This window comes from Bdellovibrio sp. HM001, assembly GCF_055397275.1.
The window spans coordinates 2,863,259-2,877,193 of record NZ_AP029174.1 but is presented as its reverse complement, the minus strand read 5'-3'; the positions used below and the strand labels follow the sequence as shown (position 1 = coordinate 2,877,193).

The 13,935-nt window shown below is 50.1% G+C and carries 12 protein-coding genes; 11 read left to right on the top strand and 1 reads right to left on the bottom strand.

The annotated features are described in order from the left end of the window. Positions 1–9: 9 nt before the first annotated feature. From ACZ5ZZ_RS13595 to ACZ5ZZ_RS13545, 11 genes are all read left to right on the top strand, one after another. Positions 10–504: a hypothetical protein gene (locus ACZ5ZZ_RS13595; protein WP_464118222.1), complete on the top strand. Its 495-nt coding sequence runs from the start codon at positions 10–12 to the stop codon at positions 502–504. A 14-nt stretch (positions 505–518) separates the two neighbouring features. Next, positions 519–1,010 carry a hypothetical protein gene (locus ACZ5ZZ_RS13590; RefSeq protein WP_464139870.1) on the top strand — a complete coding sequence of 164 codons (492 nt, stop codon included), beginning with the start codon at positions 519–521 and terminating at the stop codon, positions 1,008–1,010. Between the two features lie 80 nt (positions 1,011–1,090). Next, a complete protein-coding gene (locus ACZ5ZZ_RS13585) occupies positions 1,091–1,429 on the top strand; it encodes a hypothetical protein (protein ID WP_464131750.1) in 339 nt (112 codons plus the stop codon). A 320-nt stretch (positions 1,430–1,749) separates the two neighbouring features. Then, a complete protein-coding gene (locus tag ACZ5ZZ_RS13580; protein ID WP_464131749.1) occupies positions 1,750–2,949 on the top strand; it encodes a hypothetical protein in 1,200 nt (399 codons plus the stop codon). A gap of 85 nt (positions 2,950–3,034) precedes the next feature. Continuing rightward, positions 3,035–3,634, top strand: a complete 600-nt coding sequence (locus ACZ5ZZ_RS13575) for a riboflavin synthase (RefSeq protein ID WP_464118217.1) — start codon at positions 3,035–3,037, stop codon at positions 3,632–3,634. A gap of 1 nt (position 3,635) precedes the next feature. After that, the gene (gene ribB / locus ACZ5ZZ_RS13570; protein WP_464131748.1) at positions 3,636–4,766 is read left to right on the top strand and encodes a 3,4-dihydroxy-2-butanone-4-phosphate synthase; all 1,131 of its coding nucleotides are present in this window, start codon (positions 3,636–3,638) and stop codon (positions 4,764–4,766) included. Then, positions 4,766–5,305 (top strand): 6,7-dimethyl-8-ribityllumazine synthase, encoded by a 540-nt coding sequence (ribH, locus tag ACZ5ZZ_RS13565; protein WP_464139868.1) that lies wholly within the window; start codon positions 4,766–4,768, stop codon positions 5,303–5,305. Before ribB ends, ribH begins: the two co-directional genes overlap by 1 nt. Positions 5,306–5,320: 15 nt before the next feature. Next, positions 5,321–7,525, top strand: a complete 2,205-nt coding sequence (locus ACZ5ZZ_RS13560; RefSeq protein ID WP_464139866.1) for a sensor histidine kinase — start codon at positions 5,321–5,323, stop codon at positions 7,523–7,525. 42 nt (positions 7,526–7,567) lie between these two features. Beyond that, positions 7,568–8,944, top strand: a complete 1,377-nt coding sequence (locus ACZ5ZZ_RS13555; RefSeq protein WP_464118213.1) for a sigma-54-dependent transcriptional regulator — start codon at positions 7,568–7,570, stop codon at positions 8,942–8,944. A gap of 13 nt (positions 8,945–8,957) precedes the next feature. Next, positions 8,958–10,457: a proline--tRNA ligase gene (gene proS / locus ACZ5ZZ_RS13550; protein WP_464118212.1), complete on the top strand. Its 1,500-nt coding sequence runs from the start codon at positions 8,958–8,960 to the stop codon at positions 10,455–10,457. Between the two features lie 195 nt (positions 10,458–10,652). After that, positions 10,653–10,925 carry a KH domain-containing protein gene (locus ACZ5ZZ_RS13545; RefSeq protein WP_464131742.1) on the top strand — a complete coding sequence of 91 codons (273 nt, stop codon included), beginning with the start codon at positions 10,653–10,655 and terminating at the stop codon, positions 10,923–10,925. Positions 10,926–10,963: 38 nt separating this feature from the next. Here ACZ5ZZ_RS13545 and ACZ5ZZ_RS13540 read toward each other — a convergent pair whose 3' ends face one another. Further along, positions 10,964–13,912 carry a hypothetical protein gene (locus ACZ5ZZ_RS13540; RefSeq protein ID WP_464139864.1) on the bottom strand — a complete coding sequence of 983 codons (2,949 nt, stop codon included), beginning with the start codon at positions 13,910–13,912 and terminating at the stop codon, positions 10,964–10,966. Positions 13,913–13,935: the final 23 nt, after the last annotated feature.

Genomic DNA, 13,935 nt, shown 5'->3' with positions numbered 1-13,935 from the left:
GAGAGTTTTATGGAAGAAACCACACCTCAGTTCTGGCGTAAATGCAGTTCCTGTAAAAAACCAATTTCTTTTGGCGCAAAGTATTTCGTGTGCAGCGTCTCAACGTGCAATAACGAACGCACGGGCTATGTCTTTTGCAGTGTTCCTTGTTTTGAGACCCATTTACCAGGGGCACGTCACCGTGATGCCGGTGCCATTGAAAAGATCGCTCCAAAGACGGCGGCGGAAGAAGCCCATCGGGCCCCAGCAAGAATTATTGTCAAACCCACGTCAACGTCGTCACCTTCAGCGGTGGTGAAAGGTTCTGCTCCGCAAGAGGTGCTGATCATCGCTTCGCGCCTGAAAGACTACATCCAGGCGCGGTCCGATTTTAACACCTCGGCGTCGGTGATGGATGTGTTGTCGGATCATGTGCGCATCATCTGTGACCGCGCTATTGAGAATGCCCGCGCTGACGGTCGCAAGACGGTGATGGACAGGGATTTTGAGTTTTTAAAAAAATAGATAAAGAGGTTGATATGAAAAAGTGGATTGCCGCAGTGACGATCATGTTTTCCCTCTCAGCCCAGGCGCAGTCGCGCTTCAGCTATGATCTAAGTGGAGCCTCGGGGACACGAGACAATGAGTCTTTTACGGAGATTCATCTGGGCCTGAACTATTTTGTAAAGGACTGGTTGAATTGGCGCAACTCAGTGTTTACTCAGTTTGGGACGGATATAAACACGGTCTATGGTTTGGATACCGCCGCACTTTTCAACTATGAATTTTACAATCACAGTCGCACACTGGGAGTTGAATTCTTTGCGGGTCCGGGATTGCGTTTTGCCTCTGAAAATTCAAATGCGGCTTTTGGTAAGGCGGGCATCACCTTTGGATTGGGTGGTTTGCGCATTGGGGGAGGCGTTCAGCATTTTCTGTATTTCGAAGATCGCACGGATAAAAATGACAACACCTTAAACAAAGATGAGACCCAATACTTTATCACGTTGTCCGGCGGCGGCAGCTTCTAAAAGATAAAGCTTTTTGTGCAAACATGATTGCCGTCATTTAGTGAAAACGGCTTCCTCCGACAAGAGCGTCGGAGGAAATTATGAAGCTCGAAGATATCATTTTAGCCCACGCGAAATACAAGCTCAGTCTGCGCAACTTTGTGGAAAAGGGTTCGGAATTGGAAATTCCCGAGGGGGATTTGTTATTCTGGCTTCAGGAACAGGCGCGGGAACTAAGTCATCTTCGCTCTTTCCGTATTCTGCAACGGGAGCACGAGGCTTTCGTGAATTACGTTTCAGCGGTATTAACCTTAGTGGCCGAAGGGCAGCGGGCCCAGGCGCAGGAATTGATGTCCAGCGAAATGTTTGTGCTGATCTCTGAAGAAATTGTCACCACCGTCAGCCTTCTTGAAAGAGAGCTGAATCGCAAGACTCATTGAAGACGGTTTGCACCGTCTTCTTTCCTTCCTTCAGATTTTAATTTTTAGTGATCAAGCTTTTGACGTTCAGAGTATTCACACTAGTAAAACCGTCTTTCAACTTTTCTTAAACAGTCTATTCTTTCGACAACACAAATTTTTTTGAAAAATGCTTATTTGAATTGTCGCAAGTTATTTCCAGCACTTAGCGTGTCTCAGAATGAAACCGGTTTCGTTTTTGCAAATGAGTCCGCAAACTTACACCCGGTTTAAGGTCCAGCTCTTTCATTCCGTATACTGTGCATGAACCGCCTCTAGTGAAAGATTGGAAAGGGACAAACATGAAATCACAATCGGGCACCGTGAACTGGTCAAAGAAGATTATGAAAGCCGGCATTCTGATTGCCGGTGCTGCGATGACCATGGGAAATCAGAAGTGCGAGCAACAGCAGGCAGTGGCTCCACCACGTGTGCTTAAGAAAATTGTCGAAATGGGTTCCATCCGATCCAGTCCCTTGATGCTGCCGAACGGCTCTTTCGATTTTCAGTTTGTAGCGAATCAGCAGGTGTATGGAGTGCTCATGGAGAGCAAAGAGTTCGCGCTAAGATATGCGCCTCCCATCGCGGTTCCCCCCGAACAAGTACGCAATGGGGATCAGAACTTCTTCAATCTGACCAAAGCGGACGGTCAGATGATGAAGGCCTTCGCGCAGGCGGCAGGCAAGGACAACTACAACGTCCAATACGCCAAGACGGCGTGGTGCATGGTGAACATCCCGCAGGCGAAGATCTCCGGTTCGGTGAACTCGTTTGAGTTGATCGGCGGGGGAGGTCTGACTGTGGGCTTTAATCCGGCCGGGGCTTATCCAACGAATGGATTGACCTCTGCGGGATTCAATGTGGAATGGGCGCAGCTGGATTTGTCCATGATGGCTCTTCGTCCGCTGACTTCAAAAGTGATGACCGCCACCAATGTGACTACCAAGCAGACTAAAACCAAAGTGAACTTCGGTCTGAACTTCGGCGCATTTACGATTGGGCCCAGCGCGTACTATCAAACTCCGCTGGCTCAAGTCACCAAGAATGCTTTGGTGAAAGCGGTGGGAGAATTAAACACCGGACTGAAATCAGAAGAGTGGTATTCACGTGTGATGGCCAATCATGACACACATCTGGTCGTGGTCGGCGGAACTGATGTCGGCTTGGAGGCCGGAGATCAGTTGTTGATTTATAACGAAGACTATTACTGGGAAGGCGAACCTTGTGACTCGAAATACCTGGGTGGTGGCGCGGCGGCAGGGTCAGCCGTGGCAAAAATCGAGATCGACTGGGTCGGCGATGAAATTTCCCGCGGTCGCGTGATTGAGCAAAACGACAATAACGCTGTGATCGGCGCGAAAGTGAAGCTCTTTAAGTTCCACGCGCCGGATTATAAGCCCCAGGATCCGGGTGTGCAGCCGGTAGATTCCAATACAGGCAACTCGGGCTCAAATGGGAATAGCGGCACCCCGCAAAAACCCAGCAAGCCGGGTCGTACTTAAGGGCTTTCTCAGAGTGTAAAAGTGCCACTTTCCTTGCCAGAGCAGGGTGAAACGTGTAGGGTCTCGGCCACAAGCAGAGGCCCTTATGTTTTCTGGAATCGTCGAATCCGTCATGCCGATTGAGAGCTCCGAAGAGCTGTCTAACGCCTATCGAATTAAAATCAAAAAACCCAGTGAATTCAATGATATAAAGCTTGGCGACAGTATTGCCTGTGATGGCGTCTGTCTGACCGTGGAAGCTTTCGATGATTCCCATATGACTTTTGCGCTGGCAGCGGAAACCATCAAGGTTTTGGAATGGAACCCACAAAGCTGGATCGGCAAACAGGTCAATCTTGAGAGATCTTTGCGTTTTGGCGACCGAATCCATGGTCATCTGGTGACCGGGCACGTGGACAGTCTGGGGACGGTGACTCGGGCGGATCTTCAGGGGGAATCCTTCTTCCTGGATGTGAAAGTGGCCGACACGATTCTTCCGTATGTTTGGAAAAAGGGCAGTGTGACTCTGAACGGGGTCAGCCTGACGGTGAATGAACTTGAAGGCAACGTCGTCTCTGTGTGCCTGATCCCGGAGACTTTGAAGCGCACGAATCTTGGTGGCTTGAAACCGGGCAGTCGTATCAATGTGGAACCTGACTATATGGCGCGAGCTATTCAGCGCTCTTTGGAAGTGAGAAAGGGCTAACATGGAATTTAATACCATCCCTGAAATTATCGAAGACGTCCGTAACGGAAAAATGGTCATCCTGGTGGATGATGAAGATCGTGAAAATGAAGGCGATCTGATTTTGGCGGCTGAATTTGCCACTCCTCAAAATATCAACTTCATGGTGAAAGAAGCCCGCGGTTTGGTTTGTCTTTGTCTGACGGCCCAGCAGGTCGAGCGCTTGCAGTTGCCACTGATGGTTCGCGATGATTTGAACTTTGCTCCGAATAAAACCGCCTTCATGGTCAGTATCGAAGCCTCCGAGGGGATTTCCACGGGGATCTCCGCCGCGGACCGCGCATTGACCTGCCGAGTGGCGGCGAACCCTCACGCCAAACCCACAGACATTCACATGCCAGGCCATATCTTCCCGATCCGTGCCCAGCAAGGTGGGGTGCTTAAGCGTGCAGGTCACACCGAAGCCAGTGTGGACCTGGCTCGTCTGGCGGGATTGAATCCAGCAGCGGTGATCTGTGAAGTGATGAATGACGACGGCACGATGGCGCGCGTGGGTGACTTGCGTGAGTTCGCTAAAAAGCACAATATCAAAATTGGCACTATCGTGGACTTGATCGCGTATCGCCTGGCGAATGAGACTTTGGTGGAAGAGCTGGCCAGCATTCCCTTGCCGGCGTCCTTTGGTGAAAACATGCAAGCGCGTGTTTTCCGCAGCACGGTCGATGGCCTTGAACATCTGGTGATTCAAAAAGGTGAAATCAAAAAAGACCAGCCGACGCTGGTGCGTGTGCACGTCGATAACTTCACACGCGACTTTATGGCTGTTATTCAGCGCGGGGCTTCGTCTGTTCTGGAAAGTGTGAAAGCGCTGCAGGAGGAAGAATCCGGCGCCTTTGTTTTGCTGCGTGGAAACAACCGCACGGCAGGTCTGGTGCAAGAGCTGAATGTCTTGATCGGAATGGAGGATGTTCGTCCTTCCACTCCGCTGATGGATGAGCGTGACTATGGCATCGGGGCGCAGATCCTGCGTGAAATCGGCGCCAATAAGATCCGCCTGCTGACCAACAAGCCTGAAAAGAAGGTCGGTTTGAAAGCGTTTGATATTGAAATCGTTGAAATTGTCGCAATGGAAAATCTGAAGGGATCAAAATAATGGGAAAAATCAAAGTTGGTGTTGTTACAGCTCGTTGGAATCAGGAAATCACTTCCAGACTTGAAGAAGGCGCAATCAGCTATCTGGAGTCCTGTGAGGACGTCGAGATCTTTGCGGCCTTGGTTCCGGGCGCGGTTGAAATCCCGCTGGCTTGCCAGGCTTTCCTGGAGGCCGGTTGTGATGGTGTTGTGGCCTTGGGTGTGGTGATCCGTGGCGACACTTCCCACTATGACTATGTCTGCAACTCGGTGACTGACGGCGTGACTCGTCTTATGCTTGATTACAAGAAACCAATTGGTTTCGGCGTTCTGACGACTGAAAATGAAGAACAAGCCTTTGCCCGCGCCGGTGGTGATCATGGCAATAAAGGGGAAGAGGCGGCTCAGGTGGTGATGGAAATGATCGGTCTGACCCAGGAAATCCCTGCGGCCATGAAAACGGCCGTGATGCTGGCCAAGAAAGCCCCAGCAAAGGCCGCCAAGAAGACTGCAAAAGCTGCGGCAAAAACACAAAAAAAGAAGAAAAAAGTAAGAAAGTAATCTAGCATGGGGCCTATGGAAAATACGCCCCTTAAGGATGAGTTTCTTCCTCCTGGTCCGCAGGAGTTCAAAAAGCGACGCCGTGAGATCATTTTGGTTCTTGTGGTGTCGTTTTTATTTGGTCTTCTGACGTGGTTTGAGATCCGCCTGTTCGCCACCAGTCAGCAGCTTCCCTTTGTTCACAGCATCTTCTTTTTCGGTCTGGTGAACTTCAACATCATCTTGTTGCTGCTTCTGCTCTTCATGATCTTCCGCAATGTCGTGAAGGTTTTCGTGGAAAGGCAGGGGAAAGTTTTCGGCAGCAGTCTGAAGGCTAAACTGATTGCCGCGTTCGTGGCATTCAGCTTTATTCCGACCGTGCTGATGTTCATCATCTCGGTATTCTATATCAATTCCAGCTTCGACAAGTGGTTCAGCGCCAAAATGGCGGGTGTCCTGAAAAGTTCCATCGAAGTCACCAACGCCTATTACTTCAACGCGAAGAAAAAGAACTATCACTTCGCCCATCAGATTTCAGATGCGATCCGTCCGCTGAAAAGCCAGAAAGAAATCCAAAAAAAGGTCGAACAACTGCGCAAGGATTTCAGTTTGGATGCGGTGGAATACTATCCTTCACTTTTCGGTAAACGCGTGGTGGTGTCGGCAGAGGATGACAACGTTCCTACCGTGCCTGCCGTGTCGCTTGAGTTCCTGCAAAAGGGGATCAAGCTTCAGGCCGAAGCCAGTATCATTCATCAGTTCGGGGATGGAAATCTGGTGCGGGTGATCGTGCCTGTGCAAGAGGGCGCGGAAAAAGGCGCTGTGGTGGTTTCAAGCTTCCTGCCGCTGTCTTTGATTTCAAAAATGAACGATATTTCGACGGCCTATGATGAGTTCCGCGACATCAATCCGTTGGAATACCCGCTAAAGTCGATCTATCTGTATATCCTGGTCTTGATGACCTTCGTGATTCTGTTGGCGGCGACCTGGTTTGGGTTCTATCTGGCCAAGCAGTTGTCGGTGCCGATCGTTCAGTTGGGGCGAGCGACCCGTCGTGTGGCCGGGGGGGATTACACTCCGCTGGAAGTAAAATCCGGTTCTGAGGAAATCAATGACCTGATTACAAGCTTCAACCAGATGACGGTGACTTTGGAAAGCACACTCGAAGAACTGGATCAGCATGCGCGCTATACAGACACGGTTTTAAAGAACGTCAGCGCCGGGGTTATTTCGGTGGATAAGGCTGGCGTTGTCACCACGATCAACCGTCATGCGGCTCAGCTTTTGCGCGTGGACCCGGAAAAATACATCGGGCATTCGGTGCGGGATCTTCTGACTTTGGAATACTTCCGAACTTTCGCGGAGCTGCAAAAGACGATGCACGATCACAAAATCGAAAGCTTGCAGAAAGAACTGCGCCTGAATGTCCAGGGTGAGGCGGTGCCATTGCAAGTGACGCTGTCCATGCTGAAGGATGAAAAAGGCGAGGACATCGGTAAGATTCTGGTCTTTGACGACATGACTCCCATTGTGAACGCACAAAGGGCCGCAGCTTGGACGGAGGTGGCCCGCCGTATCGCGCACGAAATTAAAAACCCTCTGACTCCGATCAAGCTTTCGGCAGAGCGCTTACAGCGTAAGTTCGGCGCGACGATCACGGACCCCGCCTTCAGTGAATGCACGACCATGATTGTGAAGCAGGTTGATGGGTTGAAGAACCTGGTGAACGAGTTCAGCAACTTTGCCCGATTGCCGCAAGCCCGACCTGTGGTGGCTAACTTAAACAGCGTGGTGGAAGAGTCCTTGGGGCTTTACCGGCAGGCGCACCCTCAGATCGACTTTGAGTTCACCAAGGATGGGGATCTGCCGGACTTCAAGTTTGACCCGGATCAGATCAAGCGGGTTTTGGTCAATTTGGTTGATAACTCGGTTTCGGCTGTTGCAAAAGAGCCACAGCCGAGCGTGAAAGTCGTCACCCGCTATGACAAGGACATCAAAACCGTCCGTATGACTGTGGCCGACAACGGGGAGGGCATCCCTGCGGCGGATCGAAGTCGCATTTTTGAGCCATACTACTCTACAAAAGAGGGCGGAACTGGGCTAGGATTGGCGATTGTGAAAAGGATCATCGAGGACCACAACGGCTTCATTCGGGCTACGGCCAATGAACCTAAGGGGATCAAGATGGTCATTGAGATGCCCGTAAATGAGATAGGCGCCTGGAAACCCTCCGACGCGTGAACCGGTCCAAAGGGCTGGGAAGAATTTGAGAAAGAGGTCGTTATGACGGCACTGAGTACTAAGATTTTGATCATTGATGATGAGGCTCCGATCCGGGATGTGCTTTCGGCATCTTTGCGTGACGAGGGCTATCAGGTTTCTTTAGCCCATGACGGAGAGTCTGGAATTCAGGCGATTCGTGATGTGCAGCCGGATATTGTGTTTTTGGATATCTGGATGCCGGGCAAGTATGACGGGATCGAAGTTTTGAATCTGGCCCGCAAGGAATTCCCACATGTGGAATTCGTGATGATTTCCGGTCACGGGACTATTGAAACAGCCGTGAAGGCGACGAAGCTCGGAGCTTGGGACTTTATCGAAAAGCCGCTCTCCATGGATAAGATCCTGATTGTGATCTCAAATATCCTGAGCTACCAACAGCAAAAAGAAGAAAAGGCTTTGTTGTTGAATAAACTTCGCAAGTCGATTGCTTTGATCGGTGAGGCTCCTTCCATCGTGGCCACCAAGCAGATTATTGCGCGCGTGGCACCGACGAACTCCTGGGTTTTGATTCAGGGCGAAGCCGGCACAGGCAAAGAGCTGGTGGCACAGAATATTCACTACATGAGCTCCCGTGCCAGCCGTCCGTTTGTTGAAATCAACTGCGGCGGGATCCCTGAAGATCTTCAGGAGGCTGAAATCTTCGGAATTGAAAAGGGTGCCATGCCTGGTGTGGATCGTCCAAAAAAAGGAAAGCTCGATTTGGCCTTGGGCGGAACTTTGTATATCGCTGAAATTGGCGAATTGAATCCGGCGGCCCAAAGTAAGCTTCTGCAATACCTGGACAGCCGTAAATACAGCCGCGTCGGCGGTGTGGAACTGATTGAAAATGATGTGCGTGTGATCGCTGCGTCCTCCAAAGATCTGGAAAAGGAGGTTAAGGAAGGTCGTTTCAGAGAAGACCTGTACTATCGTTTGAATGTCATTCCTTTCCGCGTTCCCGCTTTGAAAGAGCACCCCGAGGACATCCCGGTTCTGGTGTCTTATTTCTCGGACAATGTTTCGCGTGAAAGCGGTTATCCGAAAAAAGTATTTTCGGAAAAAGGGATTGAAAAGATGCTGGCTTACCAATGGCCAGGAAATGTTCGTGAGTTGAAGAACTTCATCGAACGTGTTTACATTTTGACTCCGGGTGATTTTGTCGATGTGCATGACCTGCGCTTTGCCGGTTTGATCGATAAGGATGATGAAAAAGCCGTTGAGATGCAGGATCTTTCCACCTTCAGGGAAGCGCGTGCGCAGTTTGAAAAAGACTACCTGTTGCGCAAGATCAGCGAAAACAACGGCAATATCTCTCGCACGGCGGAAGTGATCGGTCTGGAAAGAAGTTATCTTCACAGAAAGATCAAAGCATACGGAATTGACTCAAAAGAAAACTAAGAAAGAGACGACAATGGCAGATACAGCAATTACCCCGACACGTTCCCAAAACTATCCAGAGTGGTATCAGCAGGTGATCATCGCCGCGGATATGGCCGAAAATTCTCCGGTGCGCGGTTGTATGGTGATCAAGCCCTGGGGCTACGCTGTCTGGGAAAACATGCAGGCGGTTTTGGATCGCAAGTTCAAAGACACAGGCCACGTGAACGCTTATTTCCCGTTGTTGATTCCACTGAGCTTCCTGGAAAAGGAAGCGGCTCACGTCGAAGGCTTTGCCAAAGAGTGTGCGGTGGTGACTCACCATCGTTTGAAAGGTGATGGCAACGGCAAGCTGATTCCGGATGGCGAGCTGGAGGAGCCACTGATCATTCGTCCGACCAGTGAAACAATCATCGGCCATCAATTTGCAAAATGGGTGAAATCTTACCGTGACCTTCCGATTCTGGTGAATCAGTGGTGTAACGTGATGAGATGGGAAATGCGCACACGCATGTTCCTTAGAACCGCTGAGTTCCTGTGGCAGGAAGGACATACCGTCCATGCAACGGCCAAGGAAGCTCAGGAAGAAACTTTGCAGATGCTGGATGTTTATGCGGACTTCGCTGAAAATTACATGGCGATGCCGGTAATCAAGGGTATGAAGACGCCGGATGAAAGATTCCCGGGTGCCGTGGATACCTACACGATCGAAGCACTGATGCAGGATAAAAAGGCGTTGCAGGCGGGAACTTCTCACTTCCTGGGTCAAAATTTTGCCAAAGCTTCCGAGATCAAGTACCTGAGTGCTGAAGGCAAAGAGGAATTCGCATGGACAACCTCTTGGGGTGTTTCCACTCGTTTGATCGGTGGTCTGATCATGACCCACAGTGATGACAATGGTTTTGTGGCACCGCCAAGACTGGCGCCGTTGCATGTTGTGATCATTCCGATCTATCGCAATGATGAAGAGCGTGCGCAGGTTCTGGATTACGTAAAAGCTTTGGAAAAGGACCTGAAAGCGCAGAACTATGTGGGCTCATCTGTTCGTGTGAAAATTGATGATCGCGATATGCGCGGCGGTGAAAAAGCATGGCAGTACATCAAGCAGGGTGTTCCTGTACGTGTGGAAGTCGGTCCTCGCGATATGGCCAAGGGTGAAGTCTTCGTAGGTCGTCGTGATCGTGGGCCGAAAGAAAAGGCATCCCAGTCCAGAGACGCTTTTGTGCAAAATATTGGAGCCCTTTTACAGGAGATCCAGGATGGTATGTTTGAACGCGCTAAGAAAATGCGTGATGAGAGCATCAAAAAAATCACAAATCTACAGGATTTCGAGAAGTACTTCTCTGGTGGAGAAACAACAGCGCCGGGCTTTGCCAAGGTTCCTTGGTGTGAGGCTGGTATGGGCCACGAGTTGTTGGCGCAGCTGAAAGTGACTCCACGCTGTATGCCTCTGGAACAGGAGCCGATCGAGGGGAACTGCATCTTCTCCGGCAAGCCCGCCACAAAGTGGGTTCTGTTTGCAAAATCATATTAGTTCGAACAGCCCTCTTCGGAGGGCTTTTTTTTGTCAAAAAACCGAAGAAATTTATAAAAGTTGTTAAAGATTCTTTAACGTGTTTCTGTCGTCGGGATGTGTGAACACTTTGAAGTCGTGTCTGTACGGCGGCCCATTGCGCTTCCTTGAGTTTTCATTGAGCATGAAGCTCTCAGTGACGGAGGAGATGTTTTTGTGGTTACGGCGGAAAATCAGTTGGATGAAGTTCGTACTCGGATGGGAAGAGTTTTGCGTGAGGTGGTGCAGGAAATGACGGCCGGTGCTTCTGGGGTGGAGGTTAGTTTCACAACCGGAGACCGCACGACGATCTATCGAATCTCGGTGCCCCAGGAACACCGAGGTAAACTGATTGGGGCCCAGGGCAAGAACATCACTTCTTTGCGAAACATCCTGGGCGCCATGGCTGGAAGTTATGGATTCCGGGCTATTATCGAACTGGTGGTATAATATTTTTTGTAAAAAAAGAGCTCCCGAAGGAGTTCTTTTTAATTGATCTCAATGAAGCTCGATTCTGACCAGGGCGAACTTTGAGAACTGCTGCGACCTCTTATGCGGAAATACCAGCGTCCATTATCAAGGCCTTGTTTAAGATAATAATCACGAGCCTCCACTTTATAAACAGTGCTGCCAGTGAAGTCGGTGTTCTGTGATAGTTCAAGCTCATACCAGGCAGCGCCAAGAATTTGTCCCCAGGCAAAGCGAATGGCATCGCCGCGCTTGAAACGTTTTCCTTTATTTGGGGCTTCCAGGGCCGCCGGCTGCAAATCTTCTTGCTTGCGATATTCCACAGCATAGACCTGCGAAGGAGTGTCGAAGAATTCCGTGCTTTCCGAGCTTGGAATCAGCCGGAAGTAGTACCAGCCTTCTTGGGTGACCGGCATGAAGAACTCGATATTTTTGGTTTCCAGTCTCTTGGCGTCCTTAAGATCTTCGCGGCGCCCGACCTCCAGAAAGTACTTCTTTGCATTTTTACGATGATTCCACAGGATGTGCAGCTTGTCTGAATCCTTTTTGTCTTCGATATTGCCAAAGGCGATTTCATAGCGATCCACGGAAGGGCCTGGCAGAACGCCTTTGACTTTAAAGACCTCTGATGCCGGAGAAATTTCACCTTCTGCGGAACGGGCTATGACTCGGACAAAACTGGGATCTCGGGTGGAGTGTTCAATATCATATTGCTCATCGTTCACTGCGATCTTCAGCTTCTTAGAGCCAAAGCCTGGCGTGTCCGACATCTCTATCAGATAGTCTTTGGCGTGGGGTACGGGCTTCCATTGAACGGTCACGCGCACAAGTGTCGGGTTTACAAGCTCTTCTTTCTCTTTTAAAAGCTCAGGGGCTTGCAGGGGAGGGCGGACGTCAGCCGTTGCGGTGTTAGACCAGCCCGAGGCAGGTTTGTCTGCCAGAAGTTTCTGCGCGCGTAAATAGTATCGTCCAGGTTCAGAGACAGGAATTCCCTTGTTCAGTGTCCCTTTGTAAGCAGCCACAAGGGTCTTGAAGTCTTCGCTGCGACTGAGCTCCAGTTGGAAAGTTTCTGCTGCCCTGGCATTGCGAACCTTGGCAAACACTTCCCAGCGGCCGCGTTCAATGAAGCGCAAGGAGGCTTCTTCCAGATTGATGTCAGTCATGGGCACAACAGACAGATGGCGGAAATCTGATCTTTGTCCGTTGGTTTTGATCAAGCGCCAGTATAAAGGACCGGCATTTTTCCTGGTAATTTCAAAGCTGCTCAAACCCACCGTTTTGAACTTCTCCACATTCTGTGAGAATCCGGCAACAGGCGATATTTCTAGCGCCGCTGCAGTTCCTGTCCATTCAAAGCGCACGGGTTTTCCGACATAGGCAACAGCATTGTTAGGAGGTGTGAGAAGTTTCAACACTGCCTGTGCTTTCTGGGCGTCTGAAGCGTTTGTCGCCAGGGACTTTAAGGCAGCGGCAGAAGGTTTTAAGATGACAACATTTGAAAGCGGAGAAACTTCACCCTCGACGGATTCCGCCTGAACTGCGACGTACAGATTCTTGTTCAGATTTTCGGTGATACGGTATTCGAGTTTGTCTTTGGGAAGGCGGATGATTTTGGAGGATTTGAAATCCGCATCTGGAGATGTGCGTAGCAGGAAGTTTTCAGAATAGGCATCTGCACTCCAGGTGACCTCAGCAGTCACCGCACCTTGGGTTTGTTCTTTGTTGGAGGCGAGGCTTAGTGTCGGAGCTGAGATCGGCGGACGAACCTGAAGGGTTTTGAGTTCGGACCAGTCAGAAAGCAGATCGTTGTTGTAAAGTCGTCGAACGCGCACAAAGAACTGACCGCTTTGATCAAGGAGAGAACGAAACGGAGCCGGGCCGACAAAAGCATCGTAAGGTTCGGTGAAGGTGTCACTTTTGCTGACTTGGAATTCGTAGCGTGCATTTGTATCTGTGCTGTCAACGGTGGCTTCAAGCTGCCACTTTCCACGCTCCAGGAAACTGACTTTAAGTTCCTTGAGGTGTATGGGTTGTAAGTTGGCGACTTTGAAGTAAGAGGGGCTTGAAAACTGCGGAACTCCTTCTTTGTAAGTGACAATGCGCCAGAAAATATCCCCCTGCATTTTCTGGGAAGGAATCGGATACAGTTTCTGATTTGTGACGTCGATTTTAGTCAGGTTGTCAAAAAAGTCGGGGTGAGAGGAGTATTCCAGAACCTGTCGATCTGAAGTGGAGTGACTTTCCCAGCGGAAGGTTTGAGCTCTATCGCTTTTGTAAACGATCTGTTTTTCTTGAGGATTGATCAGGCGGATGGAGGGATCAATGGATTGATCAATGTAGAGTTCAACTTTGTTGGGTCCGTCAGAGCCGAGCTGGGAGAGGGTGTTGCGGTTGCGGACGATGACGCTTTCACCTTGTTGCAGTTCTGTTTTTTCAGCGACGCCATCCATTTGCAGGTGGCCCGAGGCCAGTGAAAGTCCCAGCGCTTTTTCTTTTTTCTTTACATAGAGATCGTACTTATAGCCCGGGCGGATCTTAAGGCCGCCTTCATCAACTCTGAGTACGACACTGCTCTGGTCTGTGGGGAAGCTGCGTATATTGAAAGAGCCATCGTTAAGAGTCAGGATCAGATTGTTTTTGTCGGTGTTATCTTCAGAGATTCTCAGGAGCGTATTCTCTGAAAGACGTGCGCGTCGGCTGCCGGAGAAAAAGAGAACTGTGGAGGACTGGCTGCCGACAAAAATCTCTGAGCCGTTGAAAAGTTTTTGTCCCTCGTTGCTTGTACGCCAGAAGAAGTCTCCGGGGTATTTGTGTCGGACTTCTCTGTTGAGGTTTCGGATGACGGCAAGAGGTTTGCCAAAAGAAGTTTCATCCACGCTGGTGTTCGGACCCAGAACACCGAAGTAGTAAGTCACTCCTCCGGCGAGGGTCACGGCCACAATCAAAGTTGTAAACCAATTTTTTTTCATGGATTACTATAACGATTTATGTG